The following is a 19583-nucleotide window of genomic DNA, read 5'->3' as shown; positions in this document are numbered from 1 at the left end:
CTCATGCTCCTTTCGTTGCGAGGGTGCGGAACTCGTCGTCCGAGACGAGCCGGCGGTGCTCGGTGCCGAGCGCCTTCACGCCCGCGAGCAGCTCGGGCAGCTGCTCCTCGGGGACGTCGAGGCCGAGCTCGGCGACCTTGATGCGGATCGAGTCGAGACCGCTCTTCTTGCCGAGGACGATCCCGCGGCGGGCGCCGACGAGCGCCGACGAGTACGGCTCGATCGCGGGGGGATCGTGGAACTGGGCGGCGACGGCGCCGGACTCCCGCGTGAAGAGGGCGTCGCCGGTCACGGGCTTCCACGGCGGGAGCGGCGTGGCGGCGCGTGCCTGGACGAGCCGTGACAGCTCGCGGGCGCGCGCGAGGTCGAGGTGCGTCGGGATCCCGTACAGGGCCTCGAGCGCCAGTGCGACCTCGACGAGATCCGCGTTGCCGGCGCGCTCGCCCATGCCGTTGACGGTGCCCTGCACCCAGGTCGCGCCCGCCCGCACGGCCGCGATCGCGGCGGCCGTGGCGAGCCCGAAGTCGTCGTGCCCGTGCCAGTGGATCGGCACGTCGGGCCCGACGGCGTCCCGGGCCCGCTCGACGAGGAGCGCCGCCGCCTCGGGGCTGGCGATCCCGAGCGTGTCGACGACGGCGATCTCGACGGCCCCGGCGTCGACGGCGGTCGCGTAGGCCTGCGTGAAGAACCCGGGGTCGGCGCGCGAGGAGTCGACGCCGAAGAAGCACACGCGGATCCCGTGGTCGGTCGCGAAGCGCACGGCCGACGCGATCCGTTCGAGCATCGTCTCGCGATCGACTCCGAGCGCGTCGAGCTTGCCGTCCGAGATCGGGCTCTCGATCACGGAGGCGCCGACGCCGATCTCGACGAGCGCCTCGACGTCGGCCGGCACCGCCCGCGAGAACCCCCACACCTCGGCGCGGAGCCCGGCGCGGGCGACGAGCTCGACGGCCCGCCAGTCGTCGGCCGAGACGCGCGGGAACCCCGCTTCGATGCGATCGACGCCGGCGTCGCTGAGCGCCCGTGCGATCTCGAGCTTGTCGTCGGGCGAGAGGACGACGCCGATCGTCTGCTCCCCGTCCCGCAAGGTGGTGTCGTAGAGGCCGACGGGCGCGGCGTCTCGGACGCCGAGCGCGGCCTCGTTCACCTCTCCGGTCCAGATCTGTGAGCGGTCGAGCGTCATCGCCGTCCTCCTCGCGTCGGGCGCGGCCGAGCATCGATGCCGGTTCGGCGCCGCATCAGGCCGCTCTCACGACGCCGTCGGGGAAGGGGCAGAGCTTCTCCGGCTCCCCGTCGGTGATCAGGAAGTTGTCCTCGAGCCTCAGCCCGCCGCCCTCGGGCCAGTAGCAGCCGGGCTCGATCGCGAGCACCATCCCCTCGCGAACCTCGCCGCCTCCCGCCTGATGGGCGTACGGCGGCTCGTGCGCGCGAGCGCCGACACCGTGCGCGACCGGATGCGTCGGCTGCCCGGGGAAACCGAGCTGCTCGATGCCGGAGCGAACGGCGCGGTCGAGGTCGGCGAGGCTCGCCCCGGGCACGCAGCGCCCGACCGCCTCGTCGTACACGGCGCGGAGCCCTGTCTCGAGCTCGCGGTAGCGCTCGGTGACCTCGCCGCACACGACGTTCTTCGTGTGGTCGCACCAGTAGCCGTCGGCGCAGACCCAGATCTCGAACAGCGTCGGCTCGTTCTCGACCACCGGGCGATCCGTGGTCGCCGTGAACGTCTTGATCCCGGGCCCCGACCACACGAGCGAGAAGCCGAGGGCGAGCTCGACCTTCCCCGCCCAGCCCGTCCCCTCGCCGTGGACGAACCCGAGCCACTCGGCCGCGACCTGCGCCTCCGACATGCCCGGCCGGATCACACCGCGAACGTGATCCATCGCGGCGCCCGCGATCTCGTTGGCGAGCCGCAGGCGCTCGATCTCCTGGGCCGTCTTCACCGATCGCGCCTCCGCGAGCAGCGCCGTCGCGTCCCGGGCGGCGGGGAAGGCGTCGAACCACGCCTTCGTGTACGTCGTCGGCTCGCCGACCATCCGGTCGGACGCCTGCGTGCCGAGCGTCGACTCGATCCCGATCACCTCGTACGGCGCCGCGGCATCGACGGCGGCATCGAGCACCCGGGCCGTCGGCGGGCGGGGATCCGAGGGGTGGTAGCCGGCGAAGAGGCGGACGTCGGCCGTCCACGCCGTCCGTGCGGCGTCGTCGGCGGACGCCTCGAGGCAGATCAGCGTCGGCTCTCCCTCGCGCGGGAACACGACGGCGTCGTACCCCTTCATCCCCCAGAAGTTCGTCAGGTAGAGGACGTTGTCGGGTGCGCGGGCGACGATCGCGTCCAGGCCCCCGGCGTCCATCAGCGCCCGCACGCGGTCGAGCTTCGCGTCGTCCCGCTCCCAGCTCACGCCACCGCCCCGCTCACGGCACGAACCCGGCGCGGAACCGGTACGGAGCGGTATCGACCGCGTCGGTATCGTCGATCTCAGAGGGAGGCGGGAAGGCTCCCCACCCGGGCGGGGGTGTGCCGCCGTGTCCCGCAGCCGGGCGTCTCACCAGCGCACTCGCGGCGGCGCGGGCTCGCCGTGCCCTTCCTCCCAGGACACGACCGGATTGCGGAGCACGCCGATCCGCTCGATCTCGCACTCCATGACGTCGCCGGGCCTCAGGTAGAGGGAGGCCGCGTCGGGCGAGAACCCGGCCACGCCCGAGACCGTGCCCGTGGAGAGGACGTCGCCGGCCGAGTAGCCGAGGGCGGAGTAGTGGCTGAGGATCTCCGGGATCGTCACGGACATGCGGCTCGAGTGTGACACCTGGCGCTCCGCGCCGTTCACGCGCAGCGTCATCGCGAGGTCGTGAGGGTCCGGGACCTCGTCGGGAGTGACGATCCACGGGCCGAGAGGGCAGAACGTGTCGATCGCCTTGCAGAACGAGAACACGCCGGAGCGCATCTCCCGCCGCTGGATGTCGCGGGCGGTGACGTCGTTGAAGATGACGTAGCCGCCGATGTAGTCCTGAGCCTCCTCGGGCGAGAACCACTTGCCCGCTTTCCGCAGCACGACGGCGAGCTCGAGCTCGTAGTCGAGCTCCTCGGTCAGGTGCTCCGGGTAGACGACCGGCTCGTCGGGGCCGACGATCGCGTCGACGTTCTGGAAGAACACGATCCACGGAGCGATCTCGTGCGACCAGCCGACCTGCTTCGACTCCTCCTCGTGCTCCCGGAAGTTCCCCGCGGTGTGGAAGAACTTCTTCGGGACGATCGGCGCCCGCAGACGCGCCTCGGCAAGCGACACGCGCTCGCCGGTCTCGTCCGCGCCGCCGCGCTCGAAGTACTCGCGCATCGTGGGGACGTCGAGGACGGCGATCTCGTCGCCGTCGAGGACGCCGGCCCTCCCCGCTCCTTCACCGAACGTGACGAGCTTCACGGCTCACCTCCCTCTCTCGTTTCCCGTCTCCACCCCTGCGACGACGGCGAACGCCACCACCGACCTCGCCCGGGGCCCGAAGGCGCACCGTTCCCTCATGCGACGCCACACACGCGGAGCGCGACGCGGGCGTACACCTCGGCGGTGCGCACGAGGCCGTCGATCTCGAGGTTCTCGCCCAGCTCGACGTCCATCAACCCGGTCGAGGTCCCGTAGTTCACCGTGGGGATGCCATACCGCGTCAGCACGGACGCGTCCGAGAACCAGCGCGTGACGTCGCGCTCGGGCACGGACCCGAACACCTCCTCGTGCGACGCGTCGATCGCGGCGACGAGCTCGTGCCCCTCGTCGATCTCGGCCCCGGGGGCGGTCACGTACACCTCGCCCTCGACCCCGTAGTCCGGGAAGCGCGCCGCCAAGTCGCGCACCATCTCCAGCACCTGCCGCCGGGCGACCGCCATCGGCTTCGTCGGCGGCACGCGCACGTCCAGGAAGAGGTCCGTGTGGTGCGGCGTCCGGGAGACGCGCCACCCGAACCCGCCCTCGATCGCGCCGACGTTGACGATCGCCTTCGCCCCCCGGTACGCGTTGTCGGGGTCGTCCTCCCAGGACGGGATCCACTCGTGCACCGCGGCCAGCACCTCGTGCATCCGCAGGATCGAGTTGCGGTCGCGTCTCCCCTCGCTGAACGCGGTGTGGATGAAATCGCCGTGCGTACGGATCCGCACCCAGAGCGCGCCGTAGTGCCCGAGCACCACCTTGCCCTCGGTCGGCTCCCCGAGCAGGCACATGTCCGCGACGCCACCGTGTGCGACGAGATAGCGGGACCCTGCGGCGTAGCCCCGGTACTCCGCCCCGACGGCGTCGCCGTACTGCGTCTTCTCGATCTCCCCGCAGACTGCGGCGATCATCACGTCGCCCCGGAGGCGGACACCCGCATCCTGCAGCGCGTGGACGGCCTCCACGTAGCAGGCGAGCGCGCCCTTCATGTTCGAGATCCCGAGCCCGTAGAGCCGCTCGCCGCGGACGAAGGCGCTCGGCTGGAACCCCGGCACGTTCCGCAGCCAGGGCTCACGCCCCGAGTACGACGTGTCGACGTGACCGTTGAACATGAGCGTCGGCCCGCCGCCCACGCCCTCCCAGGTGCCGATCGCGTTCGCGCGCCCCTCCTCCACCTGCTGCCGCTGCGTGCGCAGCCCGCGCTCCTCGCAGAGCTCGATCATCAGCTCCGCCATCGCCTGCTCCGAGCCGGTGAAGCTCGGTGTGTCGATCATCCGGCTCGCCGTCGCGACGAGCCGTTCGCGGTCGACGGTGATCTCAGTCACGGAAGTGCGGGAGCACCTTCTCGCCGAACAGCCGGATCTGCCCGTGCCGGTCGTCACCCCACAGCTCGAGCATCACGTGCGTGCACCCGGCGTCCCGGTACTCCTCGATCGCCGCGATGCACTCGGACGGCGTGCCTGCGATCGGCTTGCACCGGTCGAGCAGTGAGTCGGTCACCTTCTCCTTGGCCGCGAGGCGCCCGCCCTGCTCCATGGCCTCGGCCACCGGGCGGATCTCCTCGGGGTCGATCTCGGCCAGTTCGAGCAGTGTGTCGGCGGCGCCGGCGATGTTCTGCACCTTGTTCGCGAGGTACATGCCCGCGATCTCGCGCGCGCCGTCGCGGCCGACATCCCGATCGGACGCGTGGATCGACGCGACGATCGTGCAGCCGAGGTCGACCTCGTCGGGGTCGCGGCCGGTCTTCGCCGCACCCGCCTCGATGTTCTCGCGCGTGTAGCGGACGAAGGCCGGCGTGGTGATGGACGGGGTGAGGACGCCGTCCCCGATCTCGCCGCCCAGCTGTTGCATCAGCGGCGCCGTGCCCGCGACGTAGACGGGGACGTCCCAGCCCGGCGCGTGCGCCTCCGACGAGAGCGCGGGGATGTCCGCCGAGAACGCCTTCCCCTCGTACTCGAAGCGGCCGCCGCCGAGGATGCCACGCACGATCTCGACCGAGTCCCGCATGTGCGCGAGCGGCTTCGTCACCTTCGGTGGGCCGCCCTGCTTCGTGTTGTTGAGGAAGATCTTCGACGTCCCGAAGCCGACGATGAACCGGCCGGGGCCTGCCGCCTCCTGCACCACGCGGGCGTCCATCGCCGCCTGCACCGGATGGCGCGTGTAGGGCGAGATGATCCCCCAGCCTATGGTCAGGCGCTCCGTCTCGCGCGCCATCAGCGCGGAGACGACCGTCGACGACCGCGCTTCCATCTGGTGCTTGCGCCACCACGGGTACGCCTCGGCGAGCCAGACGGTGTCCATCCCAGCCTCGTCCATGACGCGCGCCGTCGCGAGCATCTCGTCGAGCGGCTCCATCGTCAGCTGCATCACGCCGATGCGCAGCGGCAGCGCCATCAGCCCTTCCTCCCAGGCTCCGTGATCCGTGACATGTCACCAGAACCTATCAGCAAATCCGGGGCCCGTCTCGCGCGTCGCGCGCGTGCTCCGTGCAGGGAGCGCGCACCCGCCACGCCGAGGCCGTCGCCCCCGCCGGCGTCGACGACGCGGCTCGAGATCGTGCGCGGGCGCGACGAGCCGACGGGTGCCTCCCGGCGAACGAGTGACCTCGTTGCGCCGGCCCCGACGCGTCGACCGACGGCCCGGGTGACGCTAGTCGCTCGCCCCCGCCTCCGTGACCTTCGTCTCGAGCGCAGTGAGCACGTTCTCGACCTGCTGGTTGACGATCGGCTGCAGGACGCGCTGGCCCATCGCGCCGACGGGGCCGGCGATCTTCACGTCCGCCTCCCACGCCATCGAGGTCTGGTCGCCTTCGCCGCTGAGCGTGAAGGAGGTCGTCATGTTCATCATCGCCCCCACGCCGGTCCCCTTCGCATTGAGCGACGCGAACTCGAGCGGCCGCTCCTCGACCTTCTCGAACTTCATCGTCATCTTCAGCCCGCCGAGCCCGAGCGGCACCTTCACCTTGGCCGTCCAGTGGCGCTCGTCCTGGATCTCGAAGCTCTCGACACCGGGCATCAGCGTGGCCATCTGCGCCGGGTCGTTGATCACGTCCCAGACGACCTCGCGCGAGGCCGGTAGTTCCCTCGTACCCTCGACCCTCACTTCGAACTCACCTCCACGTTGGCCCGTGCCGGCGCGGGATGCGTGAGCATCTCCCAGACGCGGTGGTACGGGTTGTGACTGTCGTAGACGAACACGTCGTGGCCGCCGGACCGGAGCGCGTCCTGGACGGCGGAGGAGATGCAGTGGATCGCGCCGCCCCCGCCCTCGCCCATGCCCTTCGCCCCGAGCGGGGTGAAGGGGGACGGCGACTCGATCGCAGCCGTCTTGAGCGGCGGCATGTCCATGACGTGCGGCACGTGGTAGTCGTAGAAGTTCGGCGTGAGGAGGTTCCCCTCGTCGTCGTAGGCGAACGTCTCCCACATCGCCGCGCCGATCCCGTGGGCGGTCGCACCCATCACCTGACCCTCGACGATCTTCGGGTTGATGCGGGTGCCACAGTCGTCGACGGCGGCGTAGTCGACGATCTCGTACTCGCCCGTCTCGGGATCGACCTCGATCACGCAGGCGTGGATCTGGGTCGCGTAGGTGAGCGTGAGGTTCCCGAACTTGCGCTCCTTGTCGGGCACGTCGAACGGCGGCCTGTACACGTAGCGGCAGTTCATCGGCGGCGGGTCCTCGGGGAAGCCCGCGTTGTTCGCGTTCGGGATCGCGCCGAGCGCCATGAACGGGAGCGCCGCCTCCGGGTTGTCCTTGATGCGGGCGAAGCCGTCCGCGAGCTCGATCGCCTCCTCCGGGCACTGGAACACCATCGACGCGAGCTTCTTCATCTGCCCCGCCAGCCCCTCGGCGGCGCCCTTCACGGCGCCGAGACCGGTGACCGCGAACTGGCTCGCGTACGTCCCGGAGAACCCGGCGTGCGAGTTCCAGTAGGTGTCGTGCCCTGCGCGCACGGTCACCTGGTCGACGTCGCACCCGAGGATGCCGGCGACGACCTGGGCCGCGGTCGTCTCGTGACCCTGGCCCTGCGGGGTCGTGCCGAGGGTGACGACGACCTCGCCGAAGATGTCGAGCTTCACCGTCGCGACCTCGTTGTTCCCCGAGAACTGGAGATCGGGGTTCAGGAGCTGGGACTGCCCGAAGTTGTTCGTGCCGGAGTCGAGGGTGGAGCCGATCCCGAAGCCGAGTAGCTTCCCGCGCGAGGCCGCGTCCGCACGCCGTTCGGCGAGCGACTCGTACCCGACGAGGTCGAGCGCGATGTCGAGGCAGCGTGCGTAGTCGCCGGAGTCGTAGACGCACCCGTTGGGCGTCTCGTACGGCATCTGCTCGGTCGTGATGTAGTTGCGCTTGCGGATCTCCACGGGGTCGTGCCCCAGTTCGGCCGCGACGATGTCGATCACCCGCTCCGTCAGCCACAGCTGCTGCATGCGCGAGTAGCCGCGGTTCGGCGACACGGGCGCCTTGTTCGTCATCACCTGCGTGAACTCGACCCGGATGTTGCGCCAGCCGTACAGGCCCGGCGTCACCTGCGACCAGATCACGCCGCCGAGGGGCTCGTAGCGGAGGTAGGCGCCGGCGTCGTCGAGCGCCCGGCAGCGCAGGGCGGTCATCGTCCCGTCGGCCCGGACGGCGACCTCGACGTCGTGGAACCAGCGCTCGTTGCCGTGCGACATCGACTGGTGGAACTCGGTCCGCCACTCCGTCCACTGGATCGGCCGGTTCAGCTTCCGCGCCAGCAGGCAGCAGGCGACGAGCTGCGGGTGCGACGTGATCTTGTTGCCGAACCCGCCGCCGATGTCCTGCGTCACCATCCGCAGCTTGTCGATGCCGACGCGCATCGCCGGGGCCATCATGATCACGGCGAAGCCGGGGAACTGGTTGTTCGTGTACATCGTCCACTGCCCCGTGCCGCGGTTGTACTCGACGAGCGCCCCGTCCAGCTCGAGCGGCGTCGAGTTGAAGCGGTCGAAGTGCAGCTCCTTGATGCGGACGACGTGGTCGGCCTCGTCGAACGCCGCGTCCACGTCCCCCCACTCCCACACGCCCGTGTACGACATGTTCGTCCCGGCCTCGTCGTGCAGCACGGGCGCCTCCTCGTCGAGCGCCGTGCGCGCGTCGACGATCACGTCGAGCGGCTCGTAGTCGACGACGACGAGCTCGGCGGCGTCGCGGGCGCGCTCGCGGGACTCGGCGACGACGGCGACGACCGGCTCGCCGATGTAGCGCACGCGCCCGACGGCGAGGGCGTAGTCCTTGACGTGGCCGCCCGGAGGGGCGGCGATCTGGAAGAACGGGTCCGTCTGCAGCGCGACCTCGTCCCCGGTGAGCGTGCCGTACACGCCGGGGAGCTCGAGCGCGGCGGACACGTCGATCGAGGCGATCTTCGCGTGCGCGTAGGGCGCGCGCACGAAGTGGAGGTAGCCCATGTTGTGACGCTTGATGTCGTCGAAGAACACGCCCTGCCCCTGGACGAGGCGCCGATCCTCCTTGCGGGGGACGCTCTGGCCGATGAACCCCTTCTCGAGCGTCGTCTGCTCCGTCTCGACGGCCGTCACGCCTCTCCACCTCCTCGGGCGGCCTCGTGCACCGCTTCCACGATGTTCCAGTAGCCGGTACAGCGGCAGATGTTGCCCTGCAGGGCGACCTTGATCTCGTCCTCGGTCGGACTCGGGCTGCTTTGGAGCAACGCCGACGCGCTCATCAGCATCCCGGGCGTGCAGTACCCGCACTGCAGCGCGTGCGCCTTGGAGAACGCTTCCTGCAGCGGCGTCAGCTCGCCGTCGGGCGCGAGGCCCTCAACGGTCCTGACGCGCGTGCCGTCGGCCTGGACGGCCAGCATCATGCAGCTCTTCACGGGCACGCCGTCGACGTGCACGGTGCAGGCGCCGCAGTTGCCCGTGTCGCAGCCGATGTGCGTCCCGGTGAGGTCGAGGTCGTCACGGATCAGATGGACGAGCAGCCGCGACGCAGGAACCTCCCGCTCCACTGCCTCGCCGTTGATCTCGAGCGCGATCGCCCTCGAGGTGGTGGGTGTCGTCGCCACGGCTATCCCCTCGCTCTCTCGGCCGCCTGCAAGACCGCGCGCACCGCGGACACCTCGGCGAGCGCACGGCGGTAGTCGGCCGACGCATGGACGTCGGACGGTGGGTCGAGCGTGGAGCCGAGGCCCTGCGCGGCCTCCGCCACCGCCGACTCCGAGTAGTCCCCGCCCACGAGCCGCTCCTCCATCGCCGTCGCCCGCACGGGGGTGCTCGACACGCAGCCGATCGCGACCCGCACGCCCGCCGCGCCGACGCTGGCGGCGGCGTTGACGACGTACGTCCCGTGGGCGCCGAGGGTCATGCCGCACATCGCGTCGCCGGAGCCCGCTGCGCGCGTGGGGACCGAGACCTTCGTCAGCAGGTCGCCCTCGCCGACGGCGGTGAGGTAGACGCCGACGAAGAAGTCCGCCGCCGGGACGACCCGTTCGCCGCCGGCGCCGAGGATCGTGAACGACGCGTCGAGCGCGACGAGCAGCGGCGGGAAGTGGCTCGTCGGGTCGTTCACGCACACGTTCCCGCCGATCGTGCCGCGGTTGCGCACCTGGACGTCGGCGACGGTCCCCGCGACCTCGGCGAGCACCGGCCGCGCCACGTCGACCTCGGAGGACGACGCGAGGGTGCTGAGCGTGACCATCGACCCGATCTCGAGCGATCCGCCGTCGGCGGAGAACGTGATCGTGCGGAGCTCGTCGAGATCTGCGAGATCGACGAGCACGTCGGGCGAGGCGGCCCGGGCCTTCATGACGTTGACGAGCGTCTGACCCCCTGCGAGGGCACGTGCCCCATCGTGCTCGGAGAGGAGGGCCAACGCCTCCTCGATGGTGGACGGACGCGCGTACTCGACCTCTCGAAGAAGCATGTCCCGAAACCTCGCAGACCGGTCGGAGACGTGTCAAGAAGGAACCGAAGCCGGCGTGCTCGATGCCGCTCGATCCCCGCACGAGGCAGACGCCGGGCACGCACAGGCCGACGCAGAGGCGACGCGACGCCGCCCACGGCGGACCGTGAGCGCACGCGCCGGTCGCGGTAGAGTCGCACCATGGCGTCGTACGACGCGGTCTTCGTCGGCTCCGGTGTGAACGCGCTCGCCGGCGCGGCGCTGCTCGCACAGGATGGTTGGAGCGTCTGCGTGCTCGAGCGGGAGGAGCGCCTCGGAGGGTGCCTGTTCACGAGCGACGACCTGACGCTTCCCGGGTTCACGCACGAGGTGCTCGCGTCGTGGCATCCGCTGTGGACCGGCGGTGCGGCGTACGCGGAGCTCAAGGACGCCCTCGACGCCCGGGGGCTCGAGTACCTGAACACGGACCTGCCGACGGGAACGGCCTTCCCGGACGGGACGGCCGCGTTCGTCTGGACGTCGCTCGAGGGCAACGCGGCGGAGCTCGACCGCTTCGCCGACGGGGACGGCGCCGCGTGGGCGGCGTTCTTCGAGCGCTTCATGGCGAACGCCGATCTCGCGTTCGGGATCCTCGGCACGGAGCTCTGGTCGGGCGCCGGGCTCTCTCTCGGGCGCACGGCCCTCCGACGGTTCGGGCGGCGCGGTCTGCTCGAGTTCGCGGGGCAGACACTCGTCACGTGTCGCGACTGGGTGACGCAGACGTTCCGCAGCCCGGAGGCGCACGGCCTGCTCGCGCCCTGGGTGTTGCACACCGGGCTCGGCCCCGATCAGGCGGCGTCGGGCTTCATGACGCAGGTGATCGCCGCCGCCTTGCAGCTCGGCGGCATGCCGGTGCCCCGGGGCGGAGGGCGTGTGCTCGTCGACGGCCTCGCCGGGATCGTGCGCGACGCGGGCGGCGAGGTCCGCACCGGAGCCGACGTCGAGCGCGTGCTCGTCGCGGGAGGGCGCGCCACAGGCGTGCGGCTCGTGGGCGGCGAGACGATCTCCGCCGGACGTGCGGTCGTGGCGAGCGTGACGCCGACACAGCTGTACGGCCGGCTGCTGGCGACTGTCGACGTGCCGGAGCCGGTGCGGGCGGCGACCGAGCGCTTCCGCTACGGGCGCGCCGAGATGCAGATCCATCTCGCACTCGACGCACCGCCTGCGTGGGCGGGCGGCCGGGCGTCGGAGCTCGCCCGCAGCCCGATCGTCCACGTCACGCCGGGGCTCGACGGTGTGTCCCGGGCCGTCAACGAGGCCGAGCGGGGACTGCTCCCCGCCGAGCCGACGATCGTCTGCGGGCAGCCGTGCGCGCTCGACGCGTCCCGCGCGCCGGAGGGCAAGTCGATCCTCTGGATCCAGCTCCAGGAGCTTCCGGCCGGCCCGGTGCGAGGCGACGCAGCCGGCGAGGTCGACGTCGGCGACGGGACCTGGACGGAGGAGCTCCGCGAGGCGTACGCAGACCGGATCGTCGCCCGGCTCGGGCAGGCGATCACCAACCTCGACTCGGCGACGCTGAAGCGCGTCGTCCTGTCGCCCGCCGAGATCGAGGCACTCAACTGCAACCTCGTCGGCGGAGACATCTACGGCGGCTCGTGCGCACTCGACCAGAACCTCCTGTGGCGGCCGTTCGCCGAGACTCCCGGGCACCGGACGCCGGTCGACGCCCTCTGGCTCGTCGGAGCGAGCACGCACCCCGGGCCGGGCCTCGGAGGGGGATCCGGGTACCTCGTCGCGAAGGAGCTCACGAAGCCGCCGCTCCCGAGACGGTTGCTGGCCCGCCTCCCGGGGCGGTCGTGAGGCTGAGCCTCTCCGAGATCTCGACGGTCGGGGCCTCGTTCGCCGAGGACGTCGAGGCGTACGCCGCCGCCGGGTTCGACGGCATCGGCATCTGGGAGTTCAAGCTCCCCGAGGACGACGAGCAGAACCGCGCGCTCCTGCGCGACGCCGGGCTCGGCGTCGCGACCTGCGTGCCGGCGGTGCCGTCGATCCTCCCGCTCGGCATCCCCGGCATGGAGGGGCCGCCGGACCCGGAGGAACGGATCGAGGCGCTCTGCAGGTCGGTGACGCGCCTCGCCGCATACGAGCCGGGCTGCGTCCTCTGCCTCACGGGGCCGTGCGGCGACCGTGACGAGGACGAGGCACGCCACCTGGTGATCGACGGGCTCCGTGCCGTCGCACGCGCCGGCGTCGCGGCCGGCGTCCGCGTCGCGCTCGAGCCGATCCATCGGACACAGCGCGACGACACGTCGTTCCTGAACGGCGTCGTCGACGCCTGGGAGCTCCTGCGCAAGGCGGGCCTCGAGTTCGTGCTCGGGATGTTGGTCGACACGTACAACCTCGCCGACGACCCGCAGGCGTCGATCTGGCTCGGGACGCACCTGGAGCGCGTGTTCGGCCTCCACGTCGCCGACTGGCCCGCCGACGAGTCTGCGGGTCGCGTGCTCCCCAGGCCCGACGGCCGCTCGCGCGCGTTCGTCGACGTGCTCCGCGAGGCGGGCTGGGACGGCTACCTCGACGTCGAGATCTTCTCGACGCCGGAGGGCTTCTGGAGCCTCCCCGTCGACGAGGCGGCCCGCCGCGCGCACGCCGCCGCCGCCGCGCTCCTCTGAGCCGCGTCGCGGCCGCCGGGCGACCGTCCCACGCGCCCGTAGAGTTCCGCCGATGCGCACCGACCTGCCCTCGGGGACGGTCACGTTCCTGTTCACGGACATCGAGGGGTCGACGCGGCTCCTCCACCATCTCGGGCCGGATGCGTATGCCGAAGCGCTCGCCGCGCATCGCCGAGCGCTCCGCTCGGTCTTCGAGGCACACGGCGGCGTCGAGGTGGACACACAGGGCGACGCATTCCTCGTCGTCTTCCCCACGGCGGAGGGAGCCGCCGCCGCCGCGCTGGAGGGCGTCGCGGCGCTCGAGGAAGGGCCGATCCGCGTTCGCGTCGGCCTGCACACGGGCACGCCGACCGTCACGGACGAGGGCTACGTCGGCGCCGACGTCCACCTGGGCGCGCGCGTGGCGGCGCTCGCCCACGGCGGCCAGGTGCTGCTGACGCAGGCGACGCACGCGCTGCTTCCGGCAGCGGCGGACGTCCGCGATCTCGGGCTGCACCGCCTGAAGGACGTCGCCGAGCCGACGCGCCTGCTGCAGATCGGGGGCGGCGCGTTCGCGGCCGTGCGGACACCCGGCGCGATAGACCTCCCCACTCCGGCGACCTGCTTCGTCGGGCGCCAACCGGAGCTCTACGATGCCGTCGCCACCTGGTACGAGCGCGAGCCCCGCGTGCTCACGATCGTCGGCCCCGGCGGCACCGGCAAGACCCGCTTCGCGATCGAGCTCGCACGGCTGCTCGCCGAGGAGGCGGACGGCGGCACGGTGTTCGTGGGTCTTGCACCCCTTCGCGACCCGGAGCTCGTCGTCCCGTTGATCGCCGAGCGACTCGGCGCGGCGTCGGCCGACCCCGCGGCCGTGGCGGCCCGTGTGGCCGACAGGCGCACGCACGTGCTCGTCGACAACGTCGAGCAGCTGCTCCCCGCCGCTGCGCGGCCGCTCGCCGAGCTCGTCGCCGCCGCTCCGGCGATCCGCCTGCTCGTGACGAGCCGCGAGCCGCTCCGGATCGGCGGGGAGACCGAGCTCGACCTGCCGCCGCTGAGGGAGGAGGACGGCGTTGCCCTGTTTCTCGAGCGGGCGCATGCAGTCCGCCCGGAGCTCTCCGACACGCCGGTGATCCACGAGCTCGTGCGGCGCCTCGACGGTCTCCCGCTCGCGCTCGAGCTGGCAGCGGCGCGCATCAAGCTCCTCGACCCGTCCCGGCTGCTCGAGCGGCTCGGGCAGCGCCTCGACATGTTTTCCGGCGCTCGCGACGCAGACGAGCGCCATGCGACGCTTCGTGCGACCATCGCGTGGAGCCACGACCTGCTCGACGACCGCGAGCAGGAGCTCTTTGCCCGGCTCGCGGTCTTCCGGGGTGGGTTCACGCTCGAGATGGCCGAAGACGTGTGCGACGCAGACCTCGATACGCTCGGCTCGCTGCTCGACAAGAGCCTCCTGCGCCGACGCAACGAGCCCGACGGCAGCGAGCGCCTCTGGATGCTCGAGACGATCCGTGAGTTCGCACGCGAGCGCCTCGCCGGGGAGCCGACGGAGGAGGATCGGGTCCGACGACGCCACGCCGAGCACGTGCTCGAGCTCTCGCGGGCCGCGCACCTCTCGTCCGAGGATCAGGGACGTGCGAGGCCCGACTACCCGCGGGTGCTCGCCGAGCAGGAGGAGCTGCGCGGCGCGCTGGACTGGGCGACCCTTCACGACCCCGTGCTCGCAGCAGAGATCGTCGTCGCCGTGGAGTCGTTCTGGGTGACGAGCGACGTGCGCGACGGTGTCCGGAGGATCGAGGCGCTCGCGGAAGCAGCCCTGCCTCCCGAGCTGCGCGCCCGGCTGCTGAGGGTTCACGGCGGGCAGTTGCTCAGGCGCGGTGAGCAGGAGCGCGGCGAGGAGCTGTATCGGACGTCGCTCGAGATGTTCCGCGAGCTCGGGGACGACGACAACGCGATCGCGCTTCTGGCGCGGTTCGCCGTGCACGCCGGCTGGGGGAAGACGCCCGACGAGGCGCGCCGCCTCGTGGCCGAGGTGCGCAGACTGAACGAGGCTGTCGGCAACCCGATCGTCGAGCCGCAGATGCTCTCGACCCTCGCAGATGTCGCCGAGGGCGAGGGCGACCTGCAGACCGCAGTCGAGCTGCAACGGCAGGCCGTGGCGGCGGCGACGGCGTGCGGGTTCGAGCTGTGGGCGCTCTGGTCGCTCTCGGGACAGCTGCAGCTGGAGGTCGAGCTCGGGCTCCTGGAGGGCGCCGAGCAGACAGGTCGGGCCGCGCTGCAGCTGGCGACCCGTCTCGACGATCGCCTGAGCCTACGGCTCGTGCTCCTCCTCCTCGCGCGCGCGGCACAGCTGCGCGGAGACCACCGGCGGGCCGGAACGCTCTGGGGCGCGCTGTTGCAGGCGGAGGACGAGGCACCGCTGTTGTCGCCCAGGGGCTGGTTCGAGGAGCTCTCGGCCCCGCTCCGCGACTCCCGCGAGCACCTCCTTCTCGAGTGCGTCGACGACGGCCGGCTGCTCCAGCTCAGCGGCGCCGTCCGGCTCGCGCTCGAGCCACCTCAGACGGTGCCGTAGAGCGAGAGCACGATCCGCACGAACTCCTTCGTGTCCTCGTAGAGCCCGACCTCGCGGACCGCCCGTGCGCCCTGGTACCAGCCGGCGAGCGCGAGGCGGACGTCTCCTCCGAACTGGTCGAGCTGCCAGCGCAGGTAGCGAACGCCGGCCTGCACGTTGCCGTCCGCCGTGCGCGGCGTCCGCCGGCCGAGGAGGACCGTGTCGACGAACTCCCACGTCTCGGGCAGGAGCTGCATCACCCCGATCGCCCCGACACTCGAGACGACGTCCTGCTGGAAGCCGGACTCCATCCACGCGAGCGCGCGCGCGAGCTTCGGGTCGACGCCGTACACCGCCGACCAGTGGTCGAGCGAGCCGCGCACGGTGCCTCTGGCTACGGCGCCGGGGGCGGCCGCGACGTGGGCGCCGGCAGGGATCCTGAGGCGTTGCCCCGGTACGATCACCCGGGTCAGCGCGAGGCCGTTCACGCGCGCCAGCTGCCACGGGCTGACGTGGTAGCGGGCGGCGATCGAGAAGAAGCTCTCCCCCGGTCTCACGGTGTGCACGAGAGAAGGAGCGGGCTTCGGCCGCGCCGCTCCGGCGCTCGCTCCCGGGATCCGCAGTCGCTGGCCCGGCACGAGGAGCGACGAGAGCGTCAGCCCGTTGGCACGTGCGAGCGTCGCCGCACCGACCCGGTACCGCTCCGCGATCGCGTAGAACCCCTCGCCAGGCCGAACGACGTGGATCCGAGGGGCAGGCGCCGTCCGACCGGCGCCGGCCCGCGACGCGAGAGCACGGAACGTCTGACGGCCCGCGATCCCGTCGGGAGACAATCTCATAGCACGCTGGAATCTCTGCAAGGCACGGGTCGTGCGCGGCGTGAAGCGCCCGTCGACGGCCGACCGCGGCAGGCCGTACTGGCGCAGCGTGAACTCGAGCGCAGCGACGTCCCACCCGACACTGCCCACGCCGAGCTCGCGCTGCCCGAGCAGCGGGCCGCCGAGGCGGCCGAGCGCCCGGCGCGTCCTCGCCGTCATGCGCCCGTCGGGCGTGAGGCCGGCACGACGCTGGAGCGAGAGCACGCCCGTCTTCGTGAGCGTGCCGTCGACGCCGTCGATCGGTCCCCCGTAGAGGCCGTTCGCCCGCAGCGCGACCTGGAGCGCGGCGATGCTCGCGCTCGCTGCCGCCGCCGCCGGAGCGAGGACGAGCGCGCATACGACGACGGCGCCGATGACAGCCGACCGACGCATCGGGGACCATGTTCGCTCCGTGGGCGGCGATTCCTCGCCGTCCACGGCCCGCGCGGGAGTGGATCGCTACGCGGTGGGCGGCGTCGGGGCCGGTGCGTACGCCTTGTTGACGTAGACGATCGGCACGTCGGACTCCGCGGGAGCGTCCCCGCCGACGACGAGCCCGGTGACCACGACGTGGTCGCCGATCACGAGCTCGTCGAGCGTCTCGCACTCGGCGTGGGCGATCGCCCCCTCGTGGAGGACGGGAACGCCGTCCCGCCCGGCCGTCCAGGCGACGTCGGCGAACTTGTCGTCCGCCTTCGAGGCAAAGACGCGGCACACCGCTTCGTGGTCGTCGCGCATGAAGTTGACGACGAACCGCTTGCGCGCGACGAGCGCGGGCAGCGTGCGGGAGTCCCGGTCGACACAGACGAGCAGGATCGGCGGGTCGGCGGAGACGCTCGTGACGGCGTTCGTCGTCAGTCCCCGGGGCGTCCCGTCCGCGTCCAGCGTGGTCACGATCGCGACGCCTGTGGGGAACGCGCTCATGATCGCGACGAACTCCTCGCGGGAGACGGGCATGCCCTCAGTCTGGCACGTCGCCTGCGGGCGGTCGACGCGCGCTCACCCGACGGGCCACTCGAGCAGGGAGCGGATCGGCGTACGCCACGCGTCGTGGAATGCCGGCCCCTGGGGCCCTGCCCCGTACGTGATCGGGTCGATGTTCGGGAAGCCGACGTACTGCGCCTCGCCCCACGCACCGCGGTACCGCATCCCCCCCGGGGACGCGGCCCGAACGGGCGCGACGCGCGGCGCGACCGTACGACCGCGGGCGGCGCGATCGACGGGCTTCATCTCGTACGCGTCGAAGACCGCGAGCGCCTCTTTCGGCCAGCAGGCCCGGTCGAGCGGCCGCGTCGCGGGGCCGAAGTAGTTCGCGTGCGACCCGAGCGCGACGTAGACGACCGGTCGCGACCCACGGCGCGGCACGCGGCTCCACGCGCGCCGGACGCCGGAGCAGTGGCGCGAGAGCCCGGCGAGCACCGGGCGCTCGCGCGCGTCGAGCACGACGCTCACGAGCTCCCAGTCGCCCTCGTGCGCCTGCCAGAACCGTCCCTGCGCCGCGACGTGCTCGTACGGGTTGAACGGGTAGAAGAGCCAGTACTCGAGCACGATTCGAGTGCGCGTGCGAAACACCGCCCCGTAGACGGTGAGCCTCGTGTCGTGCGCTGCCTGCGCCGCTGCGTAGCAGGCGGTCGCGTCCGGGCCGTCGACCGCGCGACAGAGGCGCTGATCGAGGCGGGCGCCCTTCGGCGCCTGCGGCAGCGGGGTCGAGGTCGGCCCCCAGGTTCCGTCCGCCGCCTGCACGGTGAGGTCGCTGTCGGCGAGGAACCCGTCCACCGCCACCGGCAACAGCTGCTCGTCCGGGTGGAGCACGACGACGGGGCGGTGCCGCTCGAGGAGCTTCGCGTCCGGCGTCCGCGCAGTGGGGGTCGCGGCAGCCGCGAGGCCGACGACGAGCGCGGCGACTGCTGTTCCCGCCGCGATCACGGACGACCGCACCATGCACCCATGGTCGCTCCCGGGTGGGCTGCACGTCATCCGGGTCGCCCCGGATCCGGGCTCACCGCAGCCGAGCGACGCCCCCGCCCGGATCGAGCTCGCAGACGGGGACGCACCGGCCCCTGGCTGCGCTGCGGAGCGGCGCGCCTAGCGCTCGGGCACCCAGAGCACGTGCGTGACGCGCGTGACGCCGCCCGGCAACCGGTCGACGTAGACGGAGCCGTTCGCGCGGCTCGCCTGGGAGAACGGCGGGGCGTTGCCGATGCCGCCGTTGCCGCAGTTCGGGTTCCGCGGCGGGCAGCCCCCGCCGCCTCCACCGCCGCCTCCACCGCCGTCGAGGTGCGCGTAGATCGACTCCAGCTCCGCGTAGTCGTGACTGTTCGGGTGCTGGTTCGACCCCGGGTCACGCGTGTAGTCCATGCACGTGCCGAGGTTCGGGTTGCTGAAGCTCTCGTCCTGGTGGTCGAGGCCGAACGCGTGGCCGATCTCCTGGCAGACGACCATCTGCTTCCACGCGGACGAGTTGTAGCGCGAGTCGTCGACGAGGAACGTGTCGTTCAACTGCACCGTGGCCTGCACGATGTGGTCACCCGACGCCCAGATCCGGGCCATGCCGAGCCATCCTCCCTGCCGGAACCCGTAGCGGTCGTTGCAGACCTCCACGCGGCCGGCGACGGCGCCGCACTTGTCGAGGCCCGCACCGCCCGTGGTCGACAGGCTCAGCACCTTCGACCTGTTCCAGTCGCCGACTGCGGTGCTCAGCTGACCGGCGTACGCGGGGCTGTTGCTGGCGATGACGAGCGCGAGCGGGTTCGCCGAGCGCTCCCAGTGGTAGTTGCCCCACGAGTGGCTCGCGGCAGCGCTCCCCACGACGAGCACCATCAAGGCGAGCCCCACCCCAACCGTCATCACGCGTTGCATCCCCGTCGACCTCCTCGGATCGGCCCGAACAGTGCAGTCCTTCAGTGTGCGGAAGCCGTGGGACGGCGTCAACGGAAGCGCGTGACAGGCCTCGCGGAGCCGCCTCCCCGTGCATCCTCCGCGTGTCGCTCCGCCGCTCTTCCAGCCGCTCTTCCAGGCGACACCACGATCACGGTGGGAGCATCAGCCGGGCGGCGCGAAGCGCCAGACCTCGTCGTCGACGAGCGCCGGGCTCGGATCCGCGAACGACACCTCGCGATCACCGCCGAACGTGAAGATCGCGGGGCGCTGCCCGCTCGGGCCACCCCTGACGACGAGTGAGTCGAAGTCGTACTTCACGTCCGCCGACGACACCGCGTTCCACGGGTTGTCGCTCACCTGCTCCCAGCGT

Annotated in this window: 17 protein-coding genes; 3 read left to right on the top strand and 14 right to left on the bottom strand. The window is 71.8% G+C overall.

All coding sequences use genetic code 11. The annotated features are described in order from the left end of the window. Nucleotide 1 precedes the first annotated feature (1 nt). From AC162C_RS04670 to AC162C_RS04630, 9 genes are all read right to left on the bottom strand, one after another. Nucleotides 2–1183, bottom strand: coding sequence for a homocitrate synthase/isopropylmalate synthase family protein (locus AC162C_RS04670; RefSeq protein WP_484096535.1), 1182 nt, complete (start codon nt 1181–1183; stop codon nt 2–4). A 55-nt stretch (nt 1184–1238) separates the two neighbouring features. Beyond that, on the bottom strand, nt 1239–2399 hold the full coding sequence (locus AC162C_RS04665; protein ID WP_484096534.1) for a M24 family metallopeptidase: 1161 nt from the start codon (nt 2397–2399) through the stop codon (nt 1239–1241). 144 nt (nt 2400–2543) lie between these two features. Continuing rightward, on the bottom strand, nt 2544–3416 hold the full coding sequence (locus AC162C_RS04660; protein ID WP_484096533.1) for a fumarylacetoacetate hydrolase family protein: 873 nt from the start codon (nt 3414–3416) through the stop codon (nt 2544–2546). A 95-nt stretch (nt 3417–3511) separates the two neighbouring features. Next, entirely contained in the window at nt 3512–4741 is a 1230-nt protein-coding gene (locus AC162C_RS04655) for a M20 family metallopeptidase (protein WP_484096532.1), read from the bottom strand. Beyond that, nucleotides 4734–5810 (bottom strand): LLM class flavin-dependent oxidoreductase, encoded by a 1077-nt coding sequence (locus tag AC162C_RS04650; protein ID WP_484096531.1) that lies wholly within the window; start codon nt 5808–5810, stop codon nt 4734–4736. Before AC162C_RS04650 ends, AC162C_RS04655 begins: the two co-directional genes overlap by 8 nt. A gap of 255 nt (nt 5811–6065) precedes the next feature. Further along, complete coding sequence (locus AC162C_RS04645) at nt 6066–6518, bottom strand: SRPBCC family protein (protein WP_484096530.1); 453 nt, start codon at nt 6516–6518, stop codon at nt 6066–6068. Beyond that, complete coding sequence (locus AC162C_RS04640) at nt 6515–8971, bottom strand: xanthine dehydrogenase family protein molybdopterin-binding subunit (RefSeq protein WP_484096529.1); 2457 nt, start codon at nt 8969–8971, stop codon at nt 6515–6517. Before AC162C_RS04640 ends, AC162C_RS04645 begins: the two co-directional genes overlap by 4 nt. Then, a complete protein-coding gene (locus tag AC162C_RS04635; protein ID WP_484096528.1) occupies nt 8968–9459 on the bottom strand; it encodes a (2Fe-2S)-binding protein in 492 nt (163 codons plus the stop codon). Before AC162C_RS04635 ends, AC162C_RS04640 begins: the two co-directional genes overlap by 4 nt. A gap of 2 nt (nt 9460–9461) precedes the next feature. After that, on the bottom strand, nt 9462–10316 hold the full coding sequence (locus AC162C_RS04630) for an FAD binding domain-containing protein (protein WP_484096527.1): 855 nt from the start codon (nt 10314–10316) through the stop codon (nt 9462–9464). 180 nt (nt 10317–10496) lie between these two features. Here AC162C_RS04630 and AC162C_RS04625 point away from each other — a divergent pair, with 180 nt between their 5' ends. Genes AC162C_RS04625 through AC162C_RS04615 form a run of 3 tightly spaced genes read left to right on the top strand, consistent with a single transcriptional unit; the run spans nt 10497 to nt 15497 of the window. Beyond that, the gene (locus AC162C_RS04625) at nt 10497–12134 is read left to right on the top strand and encodes a phytoene desaturase family protein (RefSeq protein WP_484096526.1); all 1638 of its coding nucleotides are present in this window, start codon (nt 10497–10499) and stop codon (nt 12132–12134) included. After that, the gene (locus tag AC162C_RS04620) at nt 12131–12946 is read left to right on the top strand and encodes a sugar phosphate isomerase/epimerase family protein (protein WP_484096525.1); all 816 of its coding nucleotides are present in this window, start codon (nt 12131–12133) and stop codon (nt 12944–12946) included. Before AC162C_RS04625 ends, AC162C_RS04620 begins: the two co-directional genes overlap by 4 nt. Before the next feature lie 52 nt (nt 12947–12998). After that, the gene (locus tag AC162C_RS04615; RefSeq protein ID WP_484096524.1) at nt 12999–15497 is read left to right on the top strand and encodes an ATP-binding protein; all 2499 of its coding nucleotides are present in this window, start codon (nt 12999–13001) and stop codon (nt 15495–15497) included. Here the strand turns inward: AC162C_RS04615 and AC162C_RS04610 are convergent. The 5 genes from AC162C_RS04610 to AC162C_RS04590 all read right to left on the bottom strand — a co-directional run. Next, nucleotides 15482–16726: a peptidoglycan-binding protein gene (locus tag AC162C_RS04610; protein WP_484096523.1), complete on the bottom strand. Its 1245-nt coding sequence runs from the start codon at nt 16724–16726 to the stop codon at nt 15482–15484. The genes AC162C_RS04615 and AC162C_RS04610 overlap by 16 nt on opposite strands. A gap of 66 nt (nt 16727–16792) precedes the next feature. Next, a complete protein-coding gene (locus AC162C_RS04605; protein ID WP_462974203.1) occupies nt 16793–17290 on the bottom strand; it encodes a flavin reductase family protein in 498 nt (165 codons plus the stop codon). Nucleotides 17291–17332: 42 nt separating this feature from the next. Further along, nucleotides 17333–18274 (bottom strand): Vps62-related protein, encoded by a 942-nt coding sequence (locus AC162C_RS04600; RefSeq protein ID WP_484096522.1) that lies wholly within the window; start codon nt 18272–18274, stop codon nt 17333–17335. A gap of 144 nt (nt 18275–18418) precedes the next feature. After that, nucleotides 18419–19180 carry a hypothetical protein gene (locus AC162C_RS04595; RefSeq protein ID WP_484096521.1) on the bottom strand — a complete coding sequence of 254 codons (762 nt, stop codon included), beginning with the start codon at nt 19178–19180 and terminating at the stop codon, nt 18419–18421. Between the two features lie 195 nt (nt 19181–19375). After that, on the bottom strand, nt 19376–19583 hold a 208-nt coding region (locus AC162C_RS04590), incomplete at its 5' end, for a hypothetical protein (protein ID WP_484096520.1).

Source organism: Gaiella sp., assembly GCF_057140465.1.
This window is presented reverse-complemented; position numbering and strand designations above follow the sequence as displayed.

Bases quoted from the DNA above. Each gene is read 5' to 3' on its own strand.
- AC162C_RS04610 (WP_484096523.1), bottom strand. From the start codon at position 16,726: ATGCGTCGGTCGGCTGTCATCGGCGCCGTCGTCGTATGCGCGCTCGTC.
- AC162C_RS04600 (WP_484096522.1), bottom strand. From the start codon at position 18,274: ATGGTGCGGTCGTCCGTGATCGCGGCGGGAACAGCAGTCGCCGCGCTC.
- AC162C_RS04595 (WP_484096521.1), bottom strand. From the start codon at position 19,180: ATGACGGTTGGGGTGGGGCTCGCCTTGATGGTGCTCGTCGTGGGGAGC.
- AC162C_RS04670 (WP_484096535.1), bottom strand. From the start codon at position 1,183: ATGACGCTCGACCGCTCACAGATCTGGACCGGAGAGGTGAACGAGGCC.
- AC162C_RS04625 (WP_484096526.1), top strand. From the start codon at position 10,497: ATGGCGTCGTACGACGCGGTCTTCGTCGGCTCCGGTGTGAACGCGCTC.
- AC162C_RS04650 (WP_484096531.1), bottom strand. From the start codon at position 5,810: ATGGCGCTGCCGCTGCGCATCGGCGTGATGCAGCTGACGATGGAGCCG.
- AC162C_RS04605 (WP_462974203.1), bottom strand. From the start codon at position 17,290: ATGCCCGTCTCCCGCGAGGAGTTCGTCGCGATCATGAGCGCGTTCCCC.
- AC162C_RS04615 (WP_484096524.1), top strand. From the start codon at position 12,999: ATGCGCACCGACCTGCCCTCGGGGACGGTCACGTTCCTGTTCACGGAC.
- AC162C_RS04630 (WP_484096527.1), bottom strand. From the start codon at position 10,316: ATGCTTCTTCGAGAGGTCGAGTACGCGCGTCCGTCCACCATCGAGGAG.